The 25,373-nt window shown below is 72.1% G+C and carries 27 protein-coding genes; 14 read left to right on the top strand and 13 right to left on the bottom strand.

Annotated elements, in window-relative coordinates:
* Positions 1-8 precede the first annotated feature (8 nt).
* Positions 9-1,277 carry a DUF5685 family protein gene (locus JK364_RS26175; protein WP_201853971.1) on the bottom strand — a complete coding sequence of 423 codons (1,269 nt, stop codon included), beginning with the start codon at positions 1,275-1,277 and terminating at the stop codon, positions 9-11.
* A gap of 233 nt (positions 1,278-1,510) precedes the next feature.
* On the opposite strand from JK364_RS26175, the gene JK364_RS26170 reads away from it, so the two are divergent.
* Positions 1,511-1,942, top strand: coding sequence for a cell division protein SepF (locus tag JK364_RS26170; RefSeq protein WP_201853738.1), 432 nt, complete (start codon positions 1,511-1,513; stop codon positions 1,940-1,942).
* A 12-nt stretch (positions 1,943-1,954) separates the two neighbouring features.
* Here JK364_RS26170 and JK364_RS26165 read toward each other — a convergent pair whose 3' ends face one another.
* Both JK364_RS26165 and JK364_RS26160 read right to left on the bottom strand, forming a co-directional pair.
* Complete coding sequence (locus JK364_RS26165; RefSeq protein WP_201853737.1) at positions 1,955-3,142, bottom strand: acyl-CoA dehydrogenase family protein; 1,188 nt, start codon at positions 3,140-3,142, stop codon at positions 1,955-1,957.
* Between the two features lie 389 nt (positions 3,143-3,531).
* Positions 3,532-5,238 (bottom strand): MFS transporter, encoded by a 1,707-nt coding sequence (locus tag JK364_RS26160; RefSeq protein ID WP_201853736.1) that lies wholly within the window; start codon positions 5,236-5,238, stop codon positions 3,532-3,534.
* Between the two features lie 471 nt (positions 5,239-5,709).
* Between JK364_RS26160 and JK364_RS26155 the strand changes: the two genes are divergently transcribed.
* Complete coding sequence (locus JK364_RS26155; RefSeq protein WP_201853735.1) at positions 5,710-6,897, top strand: putative hexosyltransferase; 1,188 nt, start codon at positions 5,710-5,712, stop codon at positions 6,895-6,897.
* Between the two features lie 321 nt (positions 6,898-7,218).
* Positions 7,219-8,253, top strand: a complete 1,035-nt coding sequence (locus JK364_RS26150) for a phosphatase PAP2 family protein (RefSeq protein WP_201853734.1) — start codon at positions 7,219-7,221, stop codon at positions 8,251-8,253.
* Between the two features lie 247 nt (positions 8,254-8,500).
* Here the strand turns inward: JK364_RS26150 and JK364_RS26145 are convergent, their stop codons facing one another.
* Entirely contained in the window at positions 8,501-8,716 is a 216-nt protein-coding gene (locus JK364_RS26145) for an I78 family peptidase inhibitor (protein WP_201853733.1), read from the bottom strand.
* Between the two features lie 394 nt (positions 8,717-9,110).
* On the opposite strand from JK364_RS26145, the gene gvpO reads away from it, so the two are divergent.
* The 9 genes from gvpO to ctaD all read left to right on the top strand — a co-directional run bounded on the left by gvpO (position 9,111) and on the right by ctaD (position 14,466).
* On the top strand, positions 9,111-9,413 hold the full coding sequence (gvpO, locus tag JK364_RS26140) for a gas vesicle protein GvpO (protein WP_201853732.1): 303 nt from the start codon (positions 9,111-9,113) through the stop codon (positions 9,411-9,413).
* Positions 9,414-9,489: 76 nt separating this feature from the next.
* Entirely contained in the window at positions 9,490-9,942 is a 453-nt protein-coding gene (locus JK364_RS26135) for a gas vesicle structural protein GvpA (RefSeq protein ID WP_201853731.1), read from the top strand.
* A complete protein-coding gene (locus JK364_RS26130; RefSeq protein ID WP_201853730.1) occupies positions 9,939-10,658 on the top strand; it encodes a GvpL/GvpF family gas vesicle protein in 720 nt (239 codons plus the stop codon). The genes JK364_RS26135 and JK364_RS26130 overlap by 4 nt, the downstream gene beginning before the upstream one ends.
* 17 nt (positions 10,659-10,675) lie before the next feature.
* On the top strand, positions 10,676-10,864 hold the full coding sequence (locus tag JK364_RS26125) for a gas vesicle protein GvpG (protein ID WP_372461990.1): 189 nt from the start codon (positions 10,676-10,678) through the stop codon (positions 10,862-10,864).
* An 80-nt stretch (positions 10,865-10,944) separates the two neighbouring features.
* Positions 10,945-11,259 carry a gas vesicle protein gene (locus JK364_RS26120; RefSeq protein ID WP_201853970.1) on the top strand — a complete coding sequence of 105 codons (315 nt, stop codon included), beginning with the start codon at positions 10,945-10,947 and terminating at the stop codon, positions 11,257-11,259.
* Positions 11,256-12,206, top strand: coding sequence for a GvpL/GvpF family gas vesicle protein (locus tag JK364_RS26115; protein WP_201853728.1), 951 nt, complete (start codon positions 11,256-11,258; stop codon positions 12,204-12,206). Before JK364_RS26120 ends, JK364_RS26115 begins: the two co-directional genes overlap by 4 nt.
* Positions 12,203-12,403 carry a gas vesicle protein gene (locus tag JK364_RS26110; protein WP_014059691.1) on the top strand — a complete coding sequence of 67 codons (201 nt, stop codon included), beginning with the start codon at positions 12,203-12,205 and terminating at the stop codon, positions 12,401-12,403. The genes JK364_RS26115 and JK364_RS26110 overlap by 4 nt, the downstream gene beginning before the upstream one ends.
* A complete protein-coding gene (locus JK364_RS26105; protein ID WP_201853727.1) occupies positions 12,400-12,678 on the top strand; it encodes a gas vesicle protein K in 279 nt (92 codons plus the stop codon). The genes JK364_RS26110 and JK364_RS26105 overlap by 4 nt, the downstream gene beginning before the upstream one ends.
* A 78-nt stretch (positions 12,679-12,756) precedes the next feature.
* Positions 12,757-14,466 (top strand): aa3-type cytochrome oxidase subunit I, encoded by a 1,710-nt coding sequence (ctaD, locus tag JK364_RS26100; protein ID WP_201853726.1) that lies wholly within the window; start codon positions 12,757-12,759, stop codon positions 14,464-14,466.
* Here ctaD and JK364_RS26095 read toward each other — a convergent pair.
* The 3 genes from JK364_RS26095 to JK364_RS26085 all read right to left on the bottom strand — a co-directional run bounded on the left by JK364_RS26095 (position 14,435) and on the right by JK364_RS26085 (position 17,681).
* The gene (locus tag JK364_RS26095; RefSeq protein WP_201853725.1) at positions 14,435-15,394 is read right to left on the bottom strand and encodes a helix-turn-helix transcriptional regulator; all 960 of its coding nucleotides are present in this window, start codon (positions 15,392-15,394) and stop codon (positions 14,435-14,437) included. The genes ctaD and JK364_RS26095 overlap by 32 nt on opposite strands.
* Before the next feature lie 146 nt (positions 15,395-15,540).
* Positions 15,541-16,401: a hypothetical protein gene (locus tag JK364_RS26090; RefSeq protein ID WP_201853969.1), complete on the bottom strand. Its 861-nt coding sequence runs from the start codon at positions 16,399-16,401 to the stop codon at positions 15,541-15,543.
* 41 nt (positions 16,402-16,442) lie between these two features.
* Positions 16,443-17,681 carry a glycosyltransferase family 4 protein gene (locus JK364_RS26085; protein ID WP_201853724.1) on the bottom strand — a complete coding sequence of 413 codons (1,239 nt, stop codon included), beginning with the start codon at positions 17,679-17,681 and terminating at the stop codon, positions 16,443-16,445.
* 269 nt (positions 17,682-17,950) lie between these two features.
* Here JK364_RS26085 and JK364_RS26080 point away from each other — a divergent pair, with 269 nt between their 5' ends.
* Positions 17,951-18,910 (top strand): DUF8842 C-terminal domain-containing protein, encoded by a 960-nt coding sequence (locus tag JK364_RS26080; RefSeq protein WP_201853967.1) that lies wholly within the window; start codon positions 17,951-17,953, stop codon positions 18,908-18,910.
* Positions 18,911-19,089: 179 nt separating this feature from the next.
* Positions 19,090-19,386 carry a hypothetical protein gene (locus tag JK364_RS26075; RefSeq protein ID WP_372461989.1) on the top strand — a complete coding sequence of 99 codons (297 nt, stop codon included), beginning with the start codon at positions 19,090-19,092 and terminating at the stop codon, positions 19,384-19,386.
* A 126-nt stretch (positions 19,387-19,512) separates the two neighbouring features.
* Here JK364_RS26075 and der read toward each other — a convergent pair whose 3' ends face one another.
* The 6 genes from der to JK364_RS26045 form a co-directional block, all read right to left on the bottom strand.
* Positions 19,513-20,976 carry a ribosome biogenesis GTPase Der gene (der, locus tag JK364_RS26070; protein WP_201853723.1) on the bottom strand — a complete coding sequence of 488 codons (1,464 nt, stop codon included), beginning with the start codon at positions 20,974-20,976 and terminating at the stop codon, positions 19,513-19,515.
* 55 nt (positions 20,977-21,031) lie between these two features.
* On the bottom strand, positions 21,032-21,706 hold the full coding sequence (locus JK364_RS26065) for a lysophospholipid acyltransferase family protein (protein ID WP_307841384.1): 675 nt from the start codon (positions 21,704-21,706) through the stop codon (positions 21,032-21,034).
* A complete protein-coding gene (cmk, locus tag JK364_RS26060; protein ID WP_201853721.1) occupies positions 21,703-22,407 on the bottom strand; it encodes a (d)CMP kinase in 705 nt (234 codons plus the stop codon). Before cmk ends, JK364_RS26065 begins: the two co-directional genes overlap by 4 nt.
* Before the next feature lie 160 nt (positions 22,408-22,567).
* On the bottom strand, positions 22,568-23,653 hold the full coding sequence (locus JK364_RS26055; protein ID WP_201853720.1) for a prephenate dehydrogenase: 1,086 nt from the start codon (positions 23,651-23,653) through the stop codon (positions 22,568-22,570).
* A complete protein-coding gene (aroH, locus tag JK364_RS26050; RefSeq protein WP_020872380.1) occupies positions 23,650-24,012 on the bottom strand; it encodes a chorismate mutase in 363 nt (120 codons plus the stop codon). The genes JK364_RS26055 and aroH overlap by 4 nt, the downstream gene beginning before the upstream one ends.
* 200 nt (positions 24,013-24,212) lie before the next feature.
* On the bottom strand, positions 24,213-25,373 hold the full coding sequence (locus tag JK364_RS26045; RefSeq protein ID WP_201853719.1) for a pseudouridine synthase: 1,161 nt from the start codon (positions 25,371-25,373) through the stop codon (positions 24,213-24,215).

The raw sequence follows: 25,373 nt of genomic DNA, 5'->3' as shown, positions 1-25,373 counted from the left end.
CCTCGCGGCTAGCAATCGCAGCCGCAGTCACACCCATCACAGCAGTCGCAGCTGCAGCAGTCGCCGCAGTTGCCGCAGCAGTCACAACAGTCGCAGCAGTCATCGCACTTATGGCACAGGCCCTCGCGCGGCTGCCCGGTCCACGGGTCGTGGTACGGGTCGCGGCAGCACACCTGGCAGGTGCAGCAGAGCCCGGTCCACACCAGACAGCCCGCGATCAGCCCCCGCCGGCGGCCGTGCGGCGGCTCCGGGGGCGGGGGCGCGCCGCCGGGGCCGCCCGGGTTGATCCACGGCGACTGCGGCGGCCCGTAGGAGGACTCCGGGGTGCCCGGGGCGCCCGAGGCGCTCGGAGTGCCCGAGGTGCCCGGAGTGCCCGGAGTGCCCGCCTCCCGGCCGCCGGTGTGCGCACAGCCCGTGGTGCCGAAGGCGCGGTCGACCGCGCGCCCCAGCTCATGGGCCAGCAGTACGTGGGCGAGCCGCCCGGAGCCCTTGTCCGCGAATTCGGTGTCCTTGAGCGCCAGCCGCACCCCGTGCACCGCGTCGTCACACAGCCTGCGGACCTCGGCGAGGTCGGCCCCGGTGGCCGCGATCGGGTTCCAGGCGCCCGTCTCGGCGTCCTCGGCCAGGTCCTCCACCGCGTCCAGCAGATGCGCCAGCCGCCCGAAGAGCCGGCCCGCCTCCTCCAGCGGGGCCCGGTTGCCGGGCCGCCCGGCCAGGACGGCGGTGTGCCCGAAGGCCGCGGCGGTCGCGGTCTCGGTGGGCTCGGTGACGGTCAGCAGGGAGGTGCCGGGGCCCGCCAGGGCCTCCAGTTCCTCCTGCCGGCCGACCGCGTCGAGCAGCAGCGCGGTGTCGAAGCCGAGCGCGGCGCCGCTGCGCTCCCCCGCCCGGTCCCACCGCCCGGCCACCCGGCGGGCGGCCGCGGCGACCGGCCGCCGGGCCAACGCCCCGTCGCCGTCCGCCACATGGTCGCGTACCTTCGCCGAGGCCAGCACCAGCGAGACGGTGGCCGCGAGACGCGCCCCCTCGCCCTGGGCGACCGACGCCGTCCGCATCCCGCGCAGCGGACAGGGCCCGGCGGTCCGCCGCCAGCCCTCCGACCGCCCGGCCTGGGCCTCCACCAGCACCGATATCACCAGGCCGTCATAATTGGTGGCGACGCGGGCGAACTGCCCGTGGTCACCCCTCAACGCGAGGCACAGCCCGCACAAATGCGCCATCCACTCAGTGCGCAAGTTTTCCGACAGCCGATGCCGACAAGGCCGGATAATGCCAAACACCACGATCCCCGTTCACCCGTACGTCCCCGACGTCACCCGTCCGGCAGCGGCGGAGTCTACCCACCACTCCGTCAGCCTTCGTAAGCAGGTGGAACTCTGATATGGCGCCAGCCGTTGTGCACCAGTAACGTCACGAATCCCCTGTGCGGCCGCAATCCACGTGGCAGACCATCCGCATCATGGACGACCATAGAGGGGCGGACGGTACACACCATCAGGGAGAGGAGGCGTCCATGGGATCGGTACGCAAGGCAAGTGCCTGGCTTGGCCTCGTCGACGACAGCGATGACGAGCGCTACTACGACGACGACTACGCCGAGGGGTCCGAGCCCGGCGGCTCCTGGATGACCGACCCGCGAGCGCGGGTGGCCGACGAGACCGCGCGGGACCAGGGCACCCGGATCGCCACGGTCACCCCGGACGGATTCCGGGACGCCCGCGGCATCGGCGAGCTTTTCCGGGAGGGCGTACCGGTCATCGTGAACCTCACGACGATGGAGTCCGCCGACGCCAAGCGCGTGGTGGATTTCATGGCCGGGCTGATCTTCGGGCTGCGGGGCTCGATCGACCGGGTGGCCAACCGCGTCTTCCTCCTCACCCCGGCCGACTTCCAGATCGTCAACGGACAGTCCGGCCACGCCACGGGCTTTTTCAACCAGAGCTAGCCCCGGGGCCGCTCACCGGAAGGCGTCGATTCCGGTGAGCGCCTTGCCCAGCACCAGTTGGTGCATTTCGACGGTGCCCTCATAGGTGAGCACGGACTCCAGATTCGTGGCGTGCCGCATCACCGGATACTCCAGCGAGATCCCGTTGGCGCCCAGAATCGTCCGGGCCGTACGGCAGATCTCGATCGCCTCCCGCACATTGTTCAGCTTGCCGAAGCTGATCTGCTCGGGGCGGAGCCGCCCCGCCTCCAAGCGCCGCCCCAGATGGTGGGCGAGCAGCACCCCCTTGTGGAGCTCCAGCGCCATATCGGCCAGCTTGGCCTGGGTGAGCTGGAAGCCGCCGATCGGCCGGCCGAACTGCTCCCGCTCCCGCGCGTAGTCCAGCGCCGACTCGAACGCGGAGCGGGCCGCGCCCATCGATCCCCAGATGATGCCGTAGCGGGCGTGGCTCAGACAGCTCAGCGGCCCGCGCAGGCCGGTGACCTCGGGCAGCACCGCGTCGGCGGGCAGCCGCACCTCGTCCAGGACCAGCTCGCTGGTGACCGACGCGCGCAGCGACCACTTGTGCTTGATGTCCGGGGCCGAGAAGCCGGGCGCGTCGGTGGGGACGACGAAGCCGCGGATGCCCTCGTCGGTGCGGGCCCACACCACGGCGACCCCCGCCACCGAGCCATTGGTGATCCACATCTTGCGGCCGGTGAGCACCCAGTCCGAGCCGTCCCGCTTGGCGTAGGTACGCATCCCCGCCGGGTCGGAGCCGTGGTCGGGCTCGGTCAGCCCGAAGCAGCCGATGACCTCGCCGGCGGCCATCCGGGGCAGCCATCGCTCCTTCTGCTCCTCGGAGCCGAAGCGGTGGATGGCGTACATGGACAGGGAGCCCTGCACCGACATCAGGGAGCGGATCCCGGAGTCGGCGGCCTCCAGCTCCAGGCAGGCCAGACCGTACTGGATCGGGCCGGCGCCCGCGCAGCCGTAGCCGGTGAGGGACATCCCGAGTGCGCCGAGGGAGCCGAGCTCCCGGGCCAGTTCGCGGATGCCGGGGACCTCGCCGCGCTCGTACCAGTCGGCGATGTGCGGCAGTACGCGGTCGGCGGCCCACTGCCGCATGGTGTCGCGGACCGCGAGGTCCTCGGGGTCGAGGAGATCGTCGAGCCCCAGCGGGTCGCGCGGATCGAACGACGGCAGGGTGCCAGCGGACATGGGTGGCGGCCTCCGGTGGATGCGGTTCCGGGTACGCCGGGCGCGTACCGGCCACCGGGGCGCGTCCTCCCGCCCGGCGGCCGGGGTGATCAACCCGGCCGATCCGACGCTACGGCCGGGTAACCCCTGGCGTCCAGACCTGCTCACGCCGGGTCATCAGGGGCCGGGCAGCACTCGGGCAGGGCGGGGGCGGCACTCGGGCGGACTGTCCCGTACCCGCGGCGGGCCGCTCCCCTCCCCGCCCCTTCCCGCCGCGTCCATACGCGGCCTCCGCCTCGTGGCAGGGCCTCCGCCCCTGGACCCGGGGTCTGGGGCAGCGCCCCAGTTTCGGGAAGGGGCGGGGAGGGGAAAGCACCGCCGGACACCCCGTAGGCCCCGGACCGGGTCGGTCAGGACTCGACGGCGACGGTGGCGGTGGCGCGGTCGAGACGGGCCGGGGCGTCCGGGGCGTCCGTGCCGTCCGTCCCCTGCTGCTGGTCCGCCGCCCCCTGCTGATCCGCCGAGCCCTGGGCGGGCTCCTCATCGTCGGCGGCGCACTCCATGGCCTTGGGCAGCCGCAGCGCGGCCAGCGCGCCGAGCGTCAGCAGCCCGGCGCTGACCGCGAGCGTGACGTGCAGACCGTGGACGAAGGCGGTGCGGGAGGCCGAGCGCAGGGCCTCCCCGGCGTGGCCGCCGAGCCGGTCGGAGACCTTGTACGCGGCGCCCAGCGACTGGCTCGCATCGGAGCTGGCGGAGGCGGGGACGCCGGGCACCGAGGAGACACCGGGCTTGTAGGCGGCGTTCATGACGCTGCCGAGGAGGGCGATGCCGATACCGGCGCCGAGCTGGTAGGAGGTCTCGCCGATGGCGGCCGCGCCGCCCGCGGAACCGGACGACGCCTCGTTGAGCATGGACTCGTACGCGCTGAAGAGCGTGGTCTCCAGGCCGAAGCCCAGGACGATGAAGCCGCCGACGAGCACGGCGGGCCGGTCGGACAGGCCCATGGCGGTCAGCGAGAGCACGGCGAGGGCGGTGAGCGCGAAGCCGACCACGACCATGGCCCGCGGGCCGAGCCACTGGAGCATCCGGGACCCCACGAGCCCGGCGGCCATGGCGGCGAAGGTGAGCGGCAGCAGCCGCAGACCCGTCTCGAGCGGGGTGAGCCCGAGCACGAGCTGGAGGTACTGGGCGGCTATGAGCTCCAGGCCGACGAGCGCCAGCAGGGCGAGCACGATACAGCCGACGGAGATCGAGAAGGCGGGCCGCGCGAACAGCTTGAGGTCCACCAGCGGATGCGTACGGCGGCGCTGGCGGCGGACGAAGAGCACCAGCAGCACCACCCCGACCAGCACCGGGGCGGCGGTCACGGCGTCCAGCGGCCCCGCGCCGCTGCCCACCCGCTTGACGCCGAGGACGACGCAGAACAGCCCGCAGGCGGCCATGAGCGCGCCCAGCACGTCCCAGGGGCCGTTCTTGTCGCCGGTGGACTCCGGCAGCAGCCAGCGGCCGACGGGCAGCGCCACGATCATCAGGGGGAGGTTGACCAGGAAGACCGAGCCCCACCAGAAGTTCTCCACCAGGAAGCCGCCGAGCAGCGGGCCGACGGCCGCGCCGACGGCGGCGACCGCGCTCCAGATGCCTATCGCCAGGGCCCGCTCCCGGCGGTCCGGGAAGACCTGGCGCAGTATCGACAGGGTGGCAGGCATGATCATCGCGCCGCCGACGCCCAGCAGGGCGCGGGCCATGATGAGGATCTGGGGGTTGGGGGCGAAGGCGGCGATCGCGGAGGCGGCGCCGAAGAGCGCGTAGCCGAGCAGCAGGACGCGTCGTCTGCCGACGCGGTCGCCGAGGGTGCCGAAGAGGATCAGCAGCGAGGCGCAGACCAGTGGGTAGACGTCCACGATCCACAGCAGTTCGATCCCGCCGGGGCGCAGATCCTCGGTCACCGCCGGGACCGCGACATGGAGCACGGTCGCGTCCACGGCGACGAGCAGCAGACTGACGCAGAGCACGAGGAGCACGACCCAGCGGTTCGCCCCGCCGTTCGCCTCGGTGCCGCGCCATTGCCGGGGAACGCCCGCCGTCCGCCGATTGCCGGCCGTGGTCGTCCCGGACATGTACGCACCTCCCTGGGTCTTGCGCTCGCGGTCCGCCGTCGTGACGGCGATACGTCACGTCGCAGGGACGTCCGGGTGACCCCGGTGGCGAAGGCGCGAGTGAGAGGTCAGGGTACGCGAGTCCCCGCGCGAGCCGTGTGCCGCAGGTCATGTTGGGACCTTCCTGCGGATGGTTACGGAAGCGTACGTTCCAGACTTCCCCTTTTGTCCCTCGCCCTGTCCCCCGTCCGTCTGTCGTCCGTCCGCCGTCCCTCCTGTGTCCTCCCGGCGTCCCACCCGCGTCCCACCGGTGGTCCACCCGTGGTCCACCGGTGGCCGTCTTCCGTTCGTCCTCCGTTGCCGTCCGCCGTCCGTCCTCCGTTGTCGTCCGCGGTTCCCCCGACGTAGTTGTCCACAGCCTCCGCGGCCTCTCCGCGGAGGGTTGTCCACAGGCCCCGCGAGTAGCCCGGAACATCCTTGATAATCGTCGCCGTGACTGATCTCGCCCAGGCCGGCACCGCGCCGCTCAGCGACGACGGCCGACCGGGCCGCGCCGCTGGTCGAGCGCTGCGCCGGGCCGCTCCAGCACTGCTCGCATATGCGGGGACGCGCCTGCTCGGGCTGGTGGTTCTCGCGATCTGGGGAGCCTTCGCGGACAAGAGCCCGCACCAGCTGCTCTCCGCGCGCTGGGACTCGCTGTGGTACACCCGCATCGCCGAGGAGGGGTACGGCTACACGCTCCATCTGCCCGACGGCGCGGTCCACTCCAACCTGGCGTTCTTCCCCCTGCTCCCGGCGCTGGAGCGAGTGATATCGGCCATAGCCCCGCTGGGCGCGGCCGACGCCGGTCTGCTGGTGAGCTCGGTTACGTCCCTGTTCGCCGCCTGGGGGATCTTCGCGATCGGGGATCTGCTGTACGGACGGCGGGTGGGCGTCACGCTGGCCGTGCTGTGGGGTGTGCTGCCGGTCGGCATCGTGCAGTCGATGGCGTACTCGGAGTCCCTGTTCACGGCGCTGGCCGCCTGGGGGGTCTACGCGGCGCTCACCCGCCGATGGCTGTGGGCGGGGCTGTGCGCGGCGCTCGCGGGGCTCACCCGGCCGGTGGGGGCGGCGGTGGTCGCGGCGGTCTGGGTGGCGGCCGCCGTGGAGCTGCTGCCGGACGGGCGCTGGCGCCAGGCGTGGCGGAACGATCGAAGTCTGCTCGCGGGCGTCGTGCTCGCGCCGCTGGGCTGGCTGGGCTACGTGGTGTGGGTCGCCCTCCGCACCGGAAGCGTCACCGGCTACTTCGACGTGCAGAACGGCTGGGGCAACGGCTTCGACGGCGGTCTGGCCTTCGCGGGCTTCATCGGGGGGCTGCTGATCGAGCCGCCCTTCGTGGGCGGGCTGGGGCTGCTGCTCGGCGTCGGGGCGCTGATCTGGCTCGCGGTCCGCTGTGTGCGGCAGCGCCAGCCGCTGCCGCTGCTGGCCTACGGCGGGGCGGTGCTCGTCCTGGCGCTGGCTGCGAAGGGGTACTTCGGCTCCAAGCCCCGGCTGCTGATACCGGCCTTCCCGCTGCTGCTGCCGATCGCGGTCGCCCTGGCCCGGCTGCGCCCGGTGCGCAGCGCGCTGATCCTGGGGTCGGTGGGGCTCGCCTCGGCCGTGTACGGGGCCTTCTGGCTGCATGGCTCCGGGCCGCCCTGATCCGGCCACCGCCGCGATCCGGCCACCCCGAGCGGCCGGACGGAGCCTCGCCGACGATCACTCCCGGCCACCCGGCGACACCTAGGGAAACTTCGGGGAACGCTATGGCTAATAGGCGATAAACAGGCCCTGTAAGAATTCCATAAAGTCCCTGAGACACGCCCATTGGAAGGCCGCGAGCAGAAAAGTCCCGGGGCCTCGTGCATTCCTTGGAAAGGGCGCGGCCAAAAGCCGTGGACGAGACGCACTCCACATCACATCGTCATCACAAAGCGACCTGATCGACTGAACCCACCTGTCACGCAATGTAACGTCGATTAGGTGCGTACCGAAGACAAGCTCCCCACGACCGAGGAGCGAAGGCCCGATCTCGCGCGACCGCGGATGACCCGAACACGCTTCTGGCTGCTCGGGACCACGCTGGCGGTCTACGCGGCGACCGTGATCGGCGTGCTCACCACCTCATGGCTGGTGAAGCTCGACTGGCAGGTCATGCTCTTCCGGCCTTACAAGCAGTGGCCCGAGTTCCACACCTTCCTGGACTACTTCGTGGTCATGGGCCAGCGCGGGCCCACCGCCGTGGCCGTCGCCGCCTGGCTGGGGTGGTGCTGCTACCGGCAGCGCACCCTGCGCCCGCTGCTGGCGCTGGGCACCTCCCTGCTGCTGCTGAACGCCACCGTGGGCGCGGTGAAGATCGGCTTCGGCCGGCTCGGTCCGCACTACGCGACCACCGTCGGGTCCAATGAGATGTGGGGCACCGGCGATATATTTCCTTCGGGTCACACCGCGAACGCCGTGGTCACCTGGGGCATTCTGGCCTATCTGGCGACCACCCCGGTGGCCCGCAGGGTCGCCTCGCTGATCGCCGCGGGTTTCGCCTTCGGGGTCGGCATGACCACCGTCTACCTCGGCACCCACTGGCTGAGCGATGTGGTGCTGGGCTGGGCCGCCGGAGTGCTGGTGCTGCTGGCACTGCCCTGGCTGGAGCCCGCCATGGCCCGCGCCGAGGTGCTGCTGCTGACCCTGTGGCGCCGGTTGAGCGAGCGCCGGGTGCCCGTGCCGGTGCCGTCCGGTCGGCCGGTCGCCGGGACCCCGCTGGCCACCCCGCGCACCGCCCGCGACGACGAGCTGCCCACCCGCGAGACCGTGGCCGTGGTCCGGCCCGGCTCCGCCACCGGCCGGAGCCCCGACGGGCGGCCCCTGCACCCGGTCCGCCAGCACACGGTGCGCTCCGAGCGCACCCCGGTCACCCCGGTCGGCAGCCGACGGCCGCCGCACGCCGACCGGGTGCCACGCGCCACGGCGCCCTTCGGCCCGTCCGGCGCCTCCCGGGGCCGGACGGCCACCGGAGGCTGAGCCACCTCACCGGCCCGCGGGGCGGTACGCACTCCCTCCCCCGCGCCGACCGGTCGCACCCGCACCACGGCCCCGGAACGCTCCGCCGAGAGCGCTCCGGGGCCGTCGTCGTATCCGTGCCGGACGCACCGGCCCCACCGGCCCATCTGCGCGCACCGGCGCATCGGCGCGCACAGGCGCGCACCGGCGCATCGGCGCGGACTCGGGCCGGTCGGCGGTCGGCGGTCGGCCCGTCAGCCGCGCCCGGTCAGCCGCGCCAGCACCGCTTCACCGTGCCCTCGTCCACCTCGAAGTCGATCCGCCCCTTCAGATACTCCATGGTGATGATCGCGCCCGGCGGAAGCGTCCGTACGGTGCTCCAGCCGCGTGCGCGCGCCCTCTCCTCGGCGGTGCCGGCATCGAGGCCCACATAGCTGTCGAGGTCGTCGTCGGGTTCGGCCGGAAGGTTCGGTACAGGTCCCATGAGAGCCACCGTAGGTGGCTCCCTACGGGTGGCAAACCCAGAGTTGTCTTGGACCGCCGCGGGACTACCACCGCCCCATGCCTCTCATGGCCGCCATTCGTCACACTTGTGTCACAGAAAACACGCCCGGGTTTGTGAACGACTTCATCACTCTTACGGGGCTTGTGTTGACGCCTCGAAGATGATTGCGAGTTTCCGTCGATATCCCGCGCCAAACGGTCGGCTCCGGTATGGGCAGCGGTGCGCGGGCGAGATCTGTCGAACAATTCCCGAGGCGGCCGGAAAGGCATGGCCCGGACCCCTCCGGAGCGCACATTTCCACCACAAATCGCCGGGGGCCGAAGCCCGAGGTTTACCCCCACCCGGACGCGGTACCCGCCGCCCCGGAGCCAACATGACTGACAGATCCGATGAGACCCCCGAGAAGACGGCGGCCGGCGGTACGAGTCCGCTGGCACTCCTGCGTGCCGCCCGTGAGCAGCTCGTCGAGCTGACGGGCCTGTACCCCGAGTCCCTCCCCCGGCTGGAGCGGACCGACGACGGGTGGCTGCTGGAGGCCGAGGTGACGGAGCTGGCCCGGGTGCCGGAGACGATGAGCCTGATGGCCCTGTACGAGGTGACCCTCGACCCGGACGGCCTGCTGACCGGCTACCGACGCCTCCGCCGCTATGAGCGCGGCCGGAGCGACCGCCGCTGACGTCGGCGGTCGGCGGGGGCCCGGACGCCACCGGAAACGACCGGACGCCACCGGAAACGAGAGGAACCCACTCGACATGACCACTGTTGTCCCGGCACAGCAATCCAGGGGCGGGGGCGGCTCCAGCGGCCTGTACGACGTCCTGGAACTCATACTCGACCGAGGGCTGGTGATCGACGCGTTCATCCGAGTCTCCCTGGTCGGCATCGAAATACTCAAGATCGATATTCGGATCGTGGTCGCGAGCGTCGACACCTATCTGCGATTCGCCGAGGCGTGCAATCGCCTCGACCTGGAGTCGGGCCCGAACAAGTCCCCCGGACTGCCCGAGGTCGTCGAGGGCATCACCGAGAACGGCGCGCGGGCCAAGACCAAGGGCGCCCTCTCCGGCGCCGGGGACACCGTCTCCAAGGCCGCCCAGTCCGTGGCCGACGCGATCCGGCCGTCGGAGGAGGATGAGGAGGAGGAGCCGCGTCGGCGCCGTCCGGCCCGTAAGGCGGCACCGCGGAAGTCCGAGGAGTCCTCATGACCACGTATGTCTACGGCATCGCGCGGGGCGAGGTCCCTGACCTGGGCGATCGGCTGCTGGGCATCGGCGACCCCCCGCTGCCGGTCCGGGCGCTGAACGAGGGCGAGCTGGCCGCGATCGTCAGCGACTGCCCGCCCGAGCTCAAGCCCCGGCGCCGCGATCTGCTGGCCCACCAGCATGTGCTCACCGAGGTCAGCGACTCCCGCGCGGTGCTGCCGATGCGCTTCGGCAGCGTCTCCTCCAGCGACGACGACGTCCGCAGCGTGCTGGCCGAGCACGCCGACCGCTACCAGGACCAGCTGAACCGGCTGACCGACCGGGTGGAGTACAACGTCAAGGCCGTGCACGACGAGGACTCGGTGCTCCACCAGGTGCTCGCCGAGGAGCCGGAGCTGCGGATGATGGCGGAGGCCAACCGGGCGGCGGGCGGCGGCACCTACGAGGACCGGGTGCGCTTCGGCGAGCTGATGGCGGGCGCGGTACGGGCCCGTGAGGTGCGGGACGCGAAGCTGGTGGAGGAGGCGCTGGCGCCGACCGCCGAGGATGTGCGGCCCGGCCCGGAGAGCGGCGGCTGGTTTGTGAGCCTGTCGCTGCTGCTCGGCAAGGACGCCGCCGATCCGCTGCTGTCGGCGGCCGCCGAACTGGAGCGGGCCCACCCCTGGCTGAAGCTGCGGATCAACGGTCCGCTGCCGCCGTACAGCTTCGTCGAGTCCTGATGCTGATGATCGGCTGGGTGCTGAGGCAGGTCGTCGCCGCGGCGGAGCGGGAGTACTACGACCCGGCCAACATCCAGCGCGCCCTGGCCGAGCTGGAGACCCGGCTCGACCAGGGCGTGATCGATGAGAAGGAGTTCGAGCGGCAGGAGGACGCGCTGCTCGACCGGTTGGAGGAGGCGCGCCAGTGGGCGAACGGGACTCTGTGACCACCCGGGGCGGTGCGGCCCCGACGGCCGGTGCCTATGGCTCACCGGCGTCGTCGCTCGGCTCCTCGGGGTCGTACGGCCTGGCCGGACGGGGCGAGGGCGGGGCGAACCTCGCCGACATCCTGGAGCGGGTGCTCGACAAGGGTGTGGTGATCGCGGGCGATATCCGCATCAATCTGCTCGACATCGAACTTCTCACGATCAAGCTGCGACTGATCGTGGCCTCGGTCGACAAGGCGAAGGAGATGGGCATCGACTGGTGGGAGCACGACCCGTCGCTCTCGTCACGCGCCCGGACCGGGGTGGACGGCGGCGGGAAGGCCGAGGTGACCGGCCGGGACAGCCGTGAGAAGGCCGAGGTGACCGGCGGGGAGAACCGGGAGACCACCGAATGACCGACGGACTGCGGTACGCCTACGCGGTCGTGCGCGACACCGGTGCGCCGGAGGCCGCCCTGGACGCCCTCACCGCCCTGGAGGGGGTGACCGGCGTCGCGGACGAACCGGTGTACGCCGTACGCCATCTGGGGCTCGCCGTGCTGGCGGGCGCCGTACCGGCCGAGGATTACGACGAGGGCTCGCTGCGGAAGCGGCTGGAGGACATGGCCTGGCTGGAGAAGATGGCCCGAGCTCATCAGCGGGTGGTCGACACCGCCGGCGCCGAGTCCTGTGTCATACCGGTCCGGCTGGCCACCGTGTGCCACGGCGACGAGGGGCTGCGGCGGATGCTCGCCACCGGGCGGGAGCGGTTCGCCTCGGCGCTGGACCGGCTGGAGGGCCGGGTCGAATGGGGCGTCAAGGCGTACGCCACACGGCCCGCCGCCGAGGAGCCGCCCGCCGGGACCGCGGACACCGCGGATGCGGCGGACGCCCCGAGCACCCCGAACTCCCCGAGCACCCCGAACTCCCCGAGCACCCCGGGCACCCCGGGCGCCCCGGGCGCCCCGAGCACCCCGAGCACCCCGGGCACCCCGGGCGCCATGTCCGGCCGCGACTATCTGCGCCGCCGCAAGGCGCAGCGACAGGCCGCCGAGCGACGCTGGGGCGATACGGAGGAGGGCGCGCGGCTGGTGCACGACACCCTCAGCGGGCTGGCCGAGCAGTCCCGGCTGCATCCGCCGCAGGACCCCCGGCTGTCGGGGATCTCCGACCGCAATGTGCTGAACGCCGCGTATCTGGTGCGGCGCCAGGACAGCGCCGACTTCGCCGAGCGGGTCGGTGAGCTGGCCGGGCGGACGCCCGCACTGCGGGTCGAGCTGACCGGCCCCTGGGCGCCGTACTCCTTCACCGCCATGGACGAGACCTCCGGCACAGAAGGGGAGAGCGCGGGGACGGACGGATGACGATGGCCCCCGAGGGCCCCCTGGCCCATCAGCAGATCGCCCTGGTGGACGTGTTGGACCGGCTGCTGGCGGGCGGCGTGGTGATCACCGGTGATCTGACCCTGCGGATCGCCGACGTCGATCTGGTCCGTATCGATCTGCGCGCGCTCATCAGCTCGGTCAACGCCAATGTGCCGTCCCCCTGGGAGGAACCGTGAGCCGCAAGCTGGAGCTGGACCAGGACACCGTCGAACGCGATCTGATGAAGCTGGTGCTCACCGTCGTGGAGCTGCTGCGCCAGCTCATGGAGCGGCAGGCGCTGCGCCGGGTGGACCAGGGAAATCTGACGGAGGACCAGGAGGAGCGGATCGGGCTGACGCTGATGCTCCTGGAGGACCGGATGGGCACGCTCTGCGACCGCTACGGCATCGCGCCCTCCGATCTCAATCTGGACCTTGGGCCACTCGGTCCGCTCCTGCCCCCGAGGGAGTGACGCTCGGGACAGCTCCCCGGTTCACGCCGTCCACCGGGTGATCATGGCGATACCCGCCCAGGACACGGAGGAGGCCCGATGGCGACAGAGACCGCGCGGGCCGCCGGTCCGGTACGGGAGACGCGGCAGGGCAGTGTGCTGGTGGACTGGCTCACCACCACCGACCACAAGAAGATCGGGCATCTGTATCTGATCTCGTCGTTCGGCTTCTTCCTGGTCGGCGGCGTACTGGCGCTGGTGATGCGCGCCGAGCTGGCCCGTCCGGGCCTCCAGATCGTCTCGCGGGAGGAGTTCAACCAGGCGTTCACCCTGCATGGCACGATCATGCTGCTGCTGTTCGCGACCCCGGCGTTCGCGGGGTTCGCCAACGAGATCATGCCGCTGCAGATCGGGGCGCCCGATGTGGCCTTCCCGCGTCTCAACATGCTGTCGTACTGGCTGTATGTGTTCGGCGGGGTGATCGTGGTGACCGGTCTGCTGGTGCCGGGGGGCGCCGCGGACTTCGGCTGGACCGCCTATGCCCCGCTCAACAGCCCGGTCCGCTCCCCCGGTGTCGGCGCCGATATGTGGATCATGGGGCTGGCACTGGCGGGGTTCGGGACGATCCTGGGCGCGGTGAACTTCCTGACCACCATCATGGCGATGCGCGCGCCGGGCATGACGATGTTCCGGATGCCGATCTTCACCTGGAACACCCTCTTCACCTCGATCATGATCCTGATGGCGTTCCCGGTGCTGGCGGCGGCGCTGCTGGCGCTGGAGGCGGACCGGCGGTTCGGGGCGGTGGTCTTCGATCCCCGGTACGGCGGGGCGCTGCTGTGGCAGCACCTCTTCTGGTTCTTCGGCCATCCCGAGGTCTACATCATCGCGCTGCCGTTCTTCGGCATCATCAGCGAGATCATCCCGGTCTTCTCACGCAAGCCGATCTTCGGCTATGTGACGCTGATCGGCGCGACCATGGCCATCACCGGGCTGTCGATGGTCGTCTGGGCCCACCATATGTTCGCCACCGGATCGGTTCTGCTGCCCTTCTTCTCCCTGATGTCGTTTCTGATCGCGGTGCCGACCGGGGTGAAGTTCTTCAACTGGATCGGCACCATGCTGGGCGGCTCGGTGTCCCTGGAGGCGCCGATGCTGTGGGCGGTCGGTTTCCTGGTGAGCTTCCTCTTCGGGGGGCTCACCGGCGTCATCCTGGCCTCACCGCCGATGGACTTCCACGTCACGGACAGCTACTTCGTCGTGGGCCACTTCCACTACGTGGTCTTCGGGACGGTCGTCTTCGCGATGTTCGCCGGGTTCTACTTCTGGTGGCCCAAGTTCACCGGGAAGCTGCTGGACGAGCGGCTGGCCAAGATCCACTTCTGGACGCTGTTCACCGGCTTCCACACCACCTTCCTGGTGCAGCACTGGCTGGGCGTGGAGGGGATGCCGCGCCGCTACGCCGACTATCTGGCGGCGGACGGCTTCACCGCGCTCAACACCGTCTCCACGATCGGCTCCTTCCTGCTGGGCATGTCGACCCTGCCGTTCCTCCACAACGTCTGGAAGACGGCCAAGTACGGGAAGAAGGTGGAGGTGGACGACCCCTGGGGGTTCGGGCGCTCCCTGGAGTGGGCGACCTCCTGTCCCCCGCCCCGGCACAATTTCCTCACCCTCCCCCGGATCCGCTCCGAGTCGCCGGCCTTCGATCTGAACCATCCCGAGGTGGCGGGCCTGACACGGGACAAGGACCAGCGGCTGACGTCGGGGGGCCCGGTCAGCCCAGGGCCCGGTCCAGCCGATTCCTGAGCTCCCGGATGGTGTCGTTCAGCTCCACCGGCTCGCGCACCTCGAAGTCGAAGCCGCTCAAGCCGATGTGAATCACCAGCGCGTCGAGGCTGTGGGCACCGGTGTGCAGCAGACAGCTGTGCTCGTCCACGGCCTCCAGCACCCCCACCATGGGCGTGAACCGCTCGGCCGCCCGCTCGGCGGGCACGCGCAGCAGCACGGTGGCCCGCTGGGCGTAGACGGAGGTGGTGATGCCCCTGGCCACATAGGCGGCGAGGTCGTCGGCGGGCGGGCGGCGCGGGGTGAAGCGGGGGCCGTGCGGCGGGGTCGGGGTGATCCGGTCGACCCGGTACGTACGCCAGTCGGCGCGGTCCACATCCCAGGCGACCAGATACCAGCGGCGCTGCGCGGCGACCAGCCGGTGCGGTTCGGCGGTGCGGCGGGTGACCGCACCGCCGTGGTCGCGGTACTCGAAGCGCAGCTGATGGCAGTCCCGGCAGGCGGCGGCCAGCTCGGTCAGCACCGCGGGGTCCACCCCGGGGCCGCCGCTCCAGCCGGACAGCGGCACGGTGAAGGCGGTCAGCGCGCCCACCCGGCGGCGCAGCCGGTCCGGCAGCACCTGCTCCAGCTTGGCCAGGGCCCGCACCGAGGTCTCCTCGATGCCCTCGACCCCGCCGCCCGCCGCCTGGCGCAGCCGCACCGCGACCGCGACCGCCTCCTCGTCGTCCAGCAGCAGCGGCGGCAGCTGGGCGCCCGCGCCCAGCTGATAGCCACCGCCGGTGCCCGGCGCGGAGTGCACCGGGTAGCCGAGCTCGCGCAGCCGGTCGACATCGCGGCGCACGGTGCGCGGGGTGACCCCGAGCCGGTCGGCGAGGTCCGTGCCGGACCATTCGCGGTGGGCCTGCAGCAAGGAGAGCAGGCGGAGCAGGCGGGCCGAGGTCTCCAGCATGCGGCCGAGTCTGTCACCGATCGAGGACAGCTTTCGTCCTCAAGGCTTCGTCCTCAAGGCTTCGTCCTCAAGGCTTCGTCCTCAAGGCTTCGTCTTCAAGCCTTCGTCCTCAAGGCCGCCCTCGGTCGGCTCTCAGGATCCCGGGCTCAGGCGAGCGCCTCGATCCGCACCGCGAGATCGTTGTCCCGGGTGTAGTACGGCCGGGCCAGTGCCTCCCCGTGCCGACCGGCCACCGTGCGCGGCGGATAGGTGAAGATCTCCTTCTTGTCCGCGACATCGTCCAGGATCCGGGCGAGCCGCGCCGGGGCCACGGTCCGGTCCGCCGGGCGCAGCCACAGGTCCCAGACGTCCGCGCCGCCGCCCCAGGTCCGCGCGAGGTCGGCGTAGGAGAGAGTGAAGGAGAAGTCCGGGCCCTCCACCTCCAGCGGTGCCGTGCGCACCGGGGCCTCGCCCCCGCGGCAGCGGGCCTCGACCACCGCGTCGGCCAGCCACTCGGACGGGTACGCGACGCGGTAGAGCCGCCCCCGCACCGCCATCGTGTCGTCCTCCAGCCGGATCTCCCCGGCCTCGGCGTGGGGCGCCCGCCGCCAGCTGCGCAGCGAGAGGTTGCCGTGCTTGGTGGCGTACGGGATGCGGACGGACAGCGGGGAGGTGCTCGGCCCGGGACGGCGGTCCACGAGCGAGCGCAGATCGTTCAGGCCCGGGGCGAGCCGCCGCGGCTCGGCGTCCCGGTAGGCCACATGGACGTCCCAGCGGCCCTCGGGCAGCGCGACGATGCTGGGCAGGGCGGCCTGGAGCCGGCCGTCCGCGGTGGGGCCCAGCGGCAGCCGCACCTCCCCGTCGGGGGTGTCCTTCCCGCCCCGCCGGATCAGCACCAGCGCCCCGCTCCAGTCGTCGTGGCCGCCCGGGGCGGGGCGGCCCCAGTCGGCGATATGGAAGGTGAGTCCACCGGCGGAGTCCGCCACGCAGTCGGCGCGGGCGGGGGCGGCCTCGGCGGCCTCACTCATTCCGTCCTCCTCGACGTGCTGCGTTGCCTGTGCCGACGCACTCATGCGACACGCACCTTCCGCAGGGAGTCCTTGGCGGCGAACGCGCCACCGATCAGGGAGCCGCGGGCGCGGTGCAGGGAGCCCCGCAGGCCGCTGCGGCCGATCAACTCGGAGAACAGCGTCTCGTAGCGCCCGGCCACCCGCGAGGGGTCGAAGCGGGCCGAGTCCTTCAACGCGGCCTGCCCCATCTGCTGGCGCAGCTCGTCGTTGTTGATGAGGTCGAGCAGCGCGGCGGCGATGGCGTCGGTGTCTCCGGTGGGCACGAGACGGCCGTCCACACCGTTGTCGATGATCTCGGCGGGCCCGTGCGGGCAGTCGGTGGACACCACGGGGAGGCCGCAGCGCATGGCCTCCACGATGGTCATGCCGAACGACTCCAGGCTGGAGGTGACGGCGGCTATGGAGCCCTTGGCCCACTCGGGGTCGAGCGGATTGGCCGGGCCCATCAGGAAGACGTTGTTGTAGAGGCCGAGCTGGTCGATGAGGGCGCGCAGCTTGGCGTGCTGGGCACCGCCGCCGTAGATCCGCAGCCGCCAGTCGGGGCGGGCCTCGCTGACCTTCGCGAACGCGCGGATCAGCAGGTCGTAGCGTTTCACCGGGGCCAGTCGGCCGGCCGCGACCACCCACTTGCCGGTGCCGTCGGCGGGGTCGAGACCGGGCGCGGGCACGCTGTTGGGGACCGCCTCGACCCGCACACCGGGCAGCCGCATCTGGCCGCGGTAGGTCTGGGCGTCGGCCTCGGTCACGGTGGTCACCGCGTCCAGTCGGGGGTAGACGGCGCGCAGGGCCCGCTTCAGTCCCTTGGAGTGGGTGCTGAGCGTCAGATGCTCCTGGCCGACCCGTACCGGACCGCGACGGGCCTCCCGGGCGATGTGGACATTGAGCCCGGGCCGGGTTCCGACAACGATATCGGCCTCGAGCGAGCGCAGATGATCCGCGATACGGCGGTCGGTGAGGGCGCTGTACTGCCTGGAGCGGCCCTCCATCGCGGGGAAGACCTGCGCCGGGCGGCCGTGGTCCGGATCGGCGCCGTCGTAGGACGGGCTGCTCTTCCTGAGGTCCACGAGATGGCTGAGCCGCACCTGCGGACCCGGGTCGAAGATCGGCTGGTCGCGGTGGCGGAAGACCGACACGATCTCCACATCGTGCTGCTCCCCCAGGGTGCGGGCCAGGTTGTACGTGGTCCGGATCGTCCCGCCGATCCCGTACGCGTTGTGAATAAGGAAAGAGATGTGCATCCGGCCCCGTATCCCACTGCTTCCCCGCGGACGGGTGTGTCGTCCGCCTACCACGATGTAAGACGGTGAAAAGTGGCACAGGGTTGGGTTTCATCACCTTCTTGTGCCCCAACAGATGTGAAATCGGTAGGGAGTCGGGGGAACTTTTCGGCCCGACGGCGCATCAGACCGCGGGGTGGCCGGACGCGTGACCCACGCCCCGCATGGCCCGTTGTCTACGTATGAGCCGGGAACCACTCGGCTCACCCACCGAGACCGAGGAGCCACCCGTGCCGCGCATGCTCGACGTCAGCGATGACGTACGCGCCGAGATCGGCGACGAAGAAGCCGACCGGCTGCTCGCCGGGGACAACGCCCCGGGCGCTTACGACTGCACGTCCTGCCGCACTCCCGGCAACACCGAGCAGGAGCGCACCAGCACCGTGCTCTTCGTGGGGCAGGAGACGGCGGTGCTGGCCTTCGCGCACGCCACCTGCGTGCCCTCCCAGGTCGTCCCGGTCTCGGAGGACCAGTTGCGCGGTGCGGTGCGGTCCATCACGGGTGAGGACAGCGCGCCGCCGACCGCCGAGGCGTCCCACGCGCCGCCCGTGCCCGCCGCGTCGCATGCCGCCACGTCCTACTTCCCCGGCCCGGCGGCCCCTGCCGCGGCCCCGTCGCCCGCCCCGGTCCCGTCGCCGGTGTCGCCCGTCGCCGTGTCGCACGCCCCGGCGCCGTCCGGCCACGCCCCGGCCCCGTCCGGCCACGCGCCGGTGCCGCAGCAGGCGGTGCTCGGTGTGACCAGCGGGGTGGTGCTGGTGGGTCAGGAGGCGTGCGCGGCGCTGGTGGTGGAGCCGACCGCCCCGATCATCCGCCCCGGTTCGATCGGCCACGGCGATGAATTCCTGCAGCTCCTCAGCGAGCAGGGGTTCGCCCCGGTGGTCGATCTGGGCCGGCCGCCCGCGCCCAACCCCGGCTGGTCGGTGCTGCTGGCCATGGGGCGGCTGCACGCGGTGCTGATGCCGGCGCCGGGCGGCGGCCACCCGGTGGCCTGGTGGCAGGCGCACAGCCCGATGCCGCTCAGCGAGGGCTGGCGGAGCGCCGTCGGCCGCTCCCAGAAGGTGCTGGTCTACGCCGCGGCCGCGGGCACGATCGGCACCCAGCCGCGCGAGGACCAGCTGCGCGCGGCGCTGGACCGGGCCGCCGCGCGCGGCGCCCTGGTCGGCGCTTCGATGCCGCTCGCGGGCACATGACCGCCATGGCCGCCGCCGTCCCGGACCTGCCCCCGGACTTCCCCCCGGACCTCACCGGCCCTTGGTGGGCAGCCCATTCGCCACCGATGCCGCATCCGACGGGCGGCCGGGTCGTTGGCACATACGTGCACGCATACGACCTCTCCTACCGTCCCCCCTCATACGGCTGCATTCCGGCCATGCGCCCCGCGCTGGAGGCAGCGCACGATCCTTGGCGCCACTCCGCCACGCCGATCTACGACGCGTTGTACGCGGAGTACCGCAGGCTGTTCCGGGCGCTGCCCGGTGACCGCTCGGACGAGGAGAACATGGAGTTCGTGGCGTTCGCCGCCATCGGCCAGCCCCGGGGCCTCGTCAGCGGCTACGGCCGCCCGGACGACCATGGGGGGTCCTGGCACACCGACGAGCTGTACTACCGCGGCTATGTCCCCGCGCTCCCGCCCGGCCGGGGCGAGGAGCCGGGGCACACGTACTGACGCGGTGCCGGGGGCCGGGGCGGCGTGAGCCCCCCGGCGCGGCCGCCGCTCCGTCCCGCGACCGCGCCACCGCTACCGCTGCTTCTTACGGCCGCGCCGCCGCCATGTCTTGCGGCCGCGCCGCCGCTACTTCTTGCGGCCGCGCTTCTCGCGCACCCGCACCGAGATCTGCAGCGGCGTCCCCTCGAAGCCGAACTCCTCGCGCAGCCGCCGCTCGATGAAGCGGCGGTAGCCCGCCTCCAGGAAGCCCGAGGCGAAGAGCACGAACCGCGGCGGCCGGGTCCCGGCCTGCGTCCCGAAGAGGATCCGCGGCTGTTTGCCGCCCCGGATCGGATGCGGATGGGAGGCGACGATCTCGCCGAGGAAGGAGTTGAGCCGCCCGGTCGGGACGCGGGTCTCCCAGCCGGCCAGCGCCGTCTCGATCGCCGGGACCAGCTTCTCCATATGGCGGCCGGTGCGGGCCGAGACATTGACCCGCGGCGCCCACTGGATCTGCACCAGCTCCGTCTCGATCTCGCGCTCGAGGTAGTAGCGGCGCTCCTCGTCCAGGGTGTCCCACTTGTTGTAGGCGATGACGAGCGCGCGCCCGGCCTCGACGGCCATCGTGATGATCCGCTGGTCCTGGACGCTGATGGACTCGCTGGCGTCGATCAGCACGACCGCGACCTCCGCCTTCTCCACGGCGGCCGCGGTGCGCAGCGAGGCGTAGTAGTCGGCGCCCTCCTGGAGGTGGACCCGGCGGCGGATACCGGCGGTGTCGACGAACTTCCAGGTGATGCCGCCGAGTTCGATCATCTCGTCGACCGGGTCGCGGGTGGTGCCCGCCACCTCGTTGACGACCACCCGCTCCTCGCCCGCGACCTTGTTGAGCAGCGAGGACTTGCCCACGTTCGGGCGGCCGATCAGGGCGATCCGGCGCGGTCCGCCGATCGTCGCCCCGAAGGTCTGGGCCGGGGCCTCGGGCAGCGCCTCCAGGACCGCGTCGAGCATGTCGCCGGTGCCGCGGCCGTGCAGCGCGGACACCGCGTACGGCTCGCCGAGGCCCAGCGACCACAGCATCGCGGCATCTGCCTCGGCGCTGGGCCCGTCGACCTTGTTGGCGCACAGCACCACGGGCTTTCCGGCCCGGCGCAGCAGCTTGACCACGGCCTCGTCGGTGTCGGTGGCGCCCACCGTGGCATCCACGACGAAGACCACCGCGTCGGCGGCCTCGATCGCGAACTCGGCCTGGGCGGCCACGGACGCGTCGATGCCGAGCACGTCCTGCTCCCAGCCGCCGGTGTCGACCACCTTGAAGCGGCGGCCGGACCACTCGGCCTCGTAGGACACCCGGTCGCGGGTGACGCCGGGGCGGTCCTCCACGACCGCCTCCCGGCGGCCGAGGATCCGGTTCACCAGGGTGGACTTGCCGACATTGGGGCGGCCGACGACGGCCAGCACCGGCAGCGGGCCGTGCCCCGCCGCGGCGAGGTCGCCCTCGACGTCCGTCAGGTCGAAGCCCTCTTGCACGGCGAGCTCCATGAACTCCGCGTACTCGGCGTCGCCAAGCTCCCCGTGCTCGTCGCCGCCGCTGTGGATCTGGTCGTTCATGAAGATTTCCTCGTCGTCCCTCAATACCGCGCACCGCCCCTGGCGGTGCGCGGGTCTATGTCTGATCCGGTCGGCCGGTCAGCCGCCTGGCAGTGCCCAGATGCGCGCCCAGCCGCTTCTGGATGCGCTCGGTGGCCTGGTCCAGGGCCGCCCGCGTCCGCCTGCCGCTGCCGTCCCCCGCCTCGAACGGGTCGCCGAACACTACGTCGATCCTGCTGCGCAGCCGGGGCAGCGGCCTGGACCGGCCGTCGTCGCGCGGGGTGGCGGTGCCCAACACCGCCACGGGCACGATCGGCGCGCCGGAGCGCACCGCGAAGTACGCGAGCCCCGAGCGCAGCGAGGCGAAGTCGCCCTCGCCCCGGGTGCCCTCGGGGAAGATCCCCAGCACCCCGCCGCGCTCCAGCACCCCCAGGGCCTGGCCGATCGCGGTGCGGTCGGCGCTCGTACGGTCCACCTTCAGCTGCCCCATACCGCGCAGGAACGGGTCCAGCGGGCCGATGAACGCCTCCTTCTTGACCAGGAAGTGCACCGGCCGCGGCGAGGTGCCGATCAGCATCGGGCCGTCGACGTTGTGGGAGTGGTTCCCCGCGAGGATGACGGGCCCGGCGGACGGGATCCGCCACGCGCCCAGCACCCGCGGCCGCCACAGCCCGTACATCAGGCCGATGCCGATCCGGCGCGCCACGACGGCCCCGGAGGGGCTGGGCAGGGTCTCGTCGGTGGCGCTCACGCGACCGTCCGCTTCTCCTCGACGAGGGTGACCACGCACTCGATGACCTGGTCGAGGGTGAGCTCGGAGGTGTCCACCTCGACCGCGTCGTCCGCCTTGGCCAGCGGCGAGGTCTTGCGGCCGGAGTCCAGGGCGTCCCGCTTGGCCAGCGCGGCCTGGGTGCTGGCCAGGTCGCCGGCCTCCTTGCCCTTCAGCTCACCGCTGCGGCGGGCCGCCCGGACCTCCGGGGAGGCGGTCAGGAAGACCTTGAGGTCGGCGTCCGGGAGGACCGTGGTGCCGATGTCCCGGCCCTCGACCACGATGCCGCGCGGCGCCTCGGCGGCGATGGTCCGCTGCAGCTCGGTGATCACGGTCCGCACCTCGGGTACCGCGCTGACCGCGCTGACCCGCGAGGTGACCTCCTGGGTGCGGATCGGCCCGGAGACATCGGTGCCGTCGACGGTGATCGTCGGGTTGGCCGGGTCGGTGCCGGAGACGATGGCGGGCTTGCCGGCGGCGTCCGCCACGGCCACGGCGTCCTCGACGTCGATGCCGTTGGCCACCATCCACCAGGTGATCGCCCGGTACTGGGCGCCGGTGTCCAGGTAGCCCAGGCCCAGCTTGGCGGCGACGGCCTTCGAGGTACTGGACTTGCCCGTGCCTGCGGGGCCGTCGATCGCGACAATCACTGCGGCCGGGGCGGTCCGGGCGGCGGTTTCCACGGTGACAGACACCTTTCGTGTGCACGGGGCTGAGTTGAACGGGCCATGTGAGCCTCGGACAAGGTTACTGGCTTCCTCCGGGCGGCTTCGCACCGCTGGGGGACGGCCCCGGGGCCGGGGCCGTGGGCGGTCCGCCCCACCGCTACTGCCGGATGGACCATTACTGCCGGATGGACCATCCCCGCTCCCGCAGGGCCTGGGTGAGCCCCGGGGCCGCCGAGGGCTCGACCACCAGCTGGATCAGACCGGCCTGCTGCCCGGTGGCGTGCTCGATCCGGACGTCCTCGATGTTGACACCCGCCCGGCCCGCGTCGGCGAAGATCCGGGCCAGCTCGCCCGGCTGGTCGCCGATGAGCACCGTCACGGTCTCATAGACGGCCGAGGCGGCGCCGTGCTTGCCGGGCACCCGCTCGCGCCCGGCGTTGCCCCGGCGCAGCACGTCCTCGATCCCGGCCGCGCCGCCGCCGCGCTTGGCCTCGTCGGCGGACTGGAGCGCGCGCAGCGCCCGCACCGTCTCGTCCAGGTCGGCGGCGACGGCGGCGAGCACATCGGCCACCGGGCCGGGGTTGGCGGAGAGGATGTCGATCCACATGGCGGGGTCGGAGGCCGCGATCCGGGTGACGTCGCGGATGCCCTGCCCGCACAGCCGCACCGCCGTCTCATCGGCGTCCTGGAGCCGCGCGGCGACCATGCTCGACAGCAGATGGGGGGTGTGCGAGACGAGCGCCACCGCCCGGTCGTGGGCCTCGTCCTCCATCACCACGGGCACCGCCCGGCACAGCGCGACCAGCTCGAGCGCGAGGTTGAGCACCTCGGTGTCGGTGCCGCCGGTGGGCGTGAGCACCCAGGGCCGCCCCTCGAAGAGGTCGGCGGTGGCGGCCAGCGGCCCGGAGCGCTCCCGGCCCGCCATCGGATGCGTGCCGATGTAGCGGGTCAGATCGCAGCCGAGGGCCTCCAGCTCACGGCGCGGGCCGCCCTTGACGCTCGCGACGTCCAGGACGCCGCGGGCCAGCCCGCGGCGCAGCACATCGGCCACGGTCGCCGCCACATACGCCGGGGGCACGGCGACGATCGCCAGGTCCACGGGCCCCTCGGGCTCTGCCTGCGTCCCGGCGCCGCGCGCCTCGGCGGTGCGCGCCTGGGCCGCGTCGTGGTCGGCGAGGTGCACCTGGACGCCACGGCCGACCAGGGTCAGCGCGGCGGAGGTGCCGATCAGGCCGGTGCCGATGACGAGGGCGGTTCTCATTGGGCGATGTCCTTGCGGAGGGAGCCGGCGGCACCCAGGTAGACGTGGGCGACGTCGGACTTGGACAGGGAGGTCTCGACATGCGCCAGGATGCGGACGACGCGGGGCATCGCCCCTTGTATGTCCAGCTCCTGGGCGCAGATCAGCGGTACGTCGGTGATGCCCAGCTTGCGGGCGGCGACCGCCGGGAAGTCGCTGTGCAGATCGGGGGTGGCCGTGAACCACACGCTGATCAGGTCATCGGGGTCGAGGGTGTTCCGCTCCAGGATGGCGGTCAGCAGCGCGGAGACCTGCTCATGCATGTGCTCCGGCTCGTCCCTGTCCAGCTGGACGGCCCCGCGGACCGCTCGTACCGCCACGTCTCGCTCCCTGTGCGCGCTGTGCCTGTCGTGCGTCGGGCGCGGCCGCGGTGTTTCGGCCGCACTCCCGATCAGCGTAACGAGCGGGTCGGACAGGCTCCCGGGGCGACCGCTGGGCGAGACGCGGCGCCCCGCGGACGGCCGGGGCCGTCAGCGGCGCCGGGTCCGTAGGCGCCGGGTCCGTGGGCGCCGGGTCCGTATCAGAGTTCGACCTCGCGCATGAGCATGCCGACCTCGGTGTTGGTCAGCCGACGCAGCCAGCCGGACTTCTGGTCGCCGAGCGCGATCGGGCCGAAGGCCGTCCGCACCAGCTTGTCGACCGGGAAACCGGCCTCGGCGAGCATCCGCCGCACGATGTGCTTGCGGCCCTCGTGCAGGCTCACCTCGACCAGATAGTTCTTGCCGGTGTTCTGCACCACCCGGAAGTGGTCGGCGCGGGCGTAGCCGTCCTCGAGCTCGATGCCGCTCTTGAGCCGCTTGCCCAGGTCGCGCGGGAGCGGACCCTGGATGGCGGCGAGATAGGTCTTCCGCACGCCGTAGCGGGGGTGGGTGAGGCGGTGGGCCAGCTCGCCGTGGTTGGTGAGCAGGATGATGCCCTCGGTCTCGGTGTCGAGGCGGCCGACGTGGAAGAGCCGGGTCTCGCGGTTGGTCACATAGTCGCCCAGGCACTGGCGGCCGTCGGGGTCCTCCATGGTGGAGACGACACCGGCGGGCTTGTTCAGCGCGAAGAAGAGGTACGACTGGGTGGCCACGGTCAGCCCGTCGACCTTGATCTCGTCCTTCTCGGGGTCGACGCGCAGCCCCTGCTCGGTCACGATCTTGCCGTTGACCTCGACCCGGGCCTGGTCGATCAGCTCCTCACAGGCGCGGCGCGAGCCCATGCCGGCGCGGGCGAGGACCTTCTGGAGCCGCTCGCCCTCCTGCTCGCCGAAGGTCTTGGGCAGCTTGACCCGCGGCTTGTCGTGGCGGGCACGGTTGCGCTCCTCTATCTGCGCCTCGTACTCGCGCGGACGGGCCGGGCCCGGCTTGCGGCCACGGCCGCCGCCACCGCCCTTGGGACCGCCCTGGGCGCCCTTGGGGCCGCCGCCCTGGGAGCCCGTCCTGGGGCCGCCCTGGGAACCCTGGGAACCCTGGGAGCCCGTCCTGGGGCCGCCCTGGGACCCTTGGGAGCCCTTGGGGCCGCCCTGGGAGCCCTTGGGGCCCGCCTTGGGGCCGCCGCCCACGTCGTAGCGGCGCTCTTCGGGGCGGGGGCGGCCGGCGCGCTGCTGCTGCTCGTCGCGCCTGTTGTTCCCCGCGCCCCGGTAGTTCTTGCCGCCGCTACCGCTACCGCTGCCCCTGCTGTTCCTGCCGCTGCTTCGCAT

The organism is Streptomyces endocoffeicus (assembly GCF_016741935.1).
GTDB classification, from domain to species: Bacteria; Actinomycetota; Actinomycetes; order Streptomycetales; family Streptomycetaceae; genus Streptomyces; species Streptomyces endocoffeicus.
The sequence above is the reverse complement of the archived record's forward strand: the minus strand, read 5'-3'. Positions and strand labels throughout refer to the sequence as shown.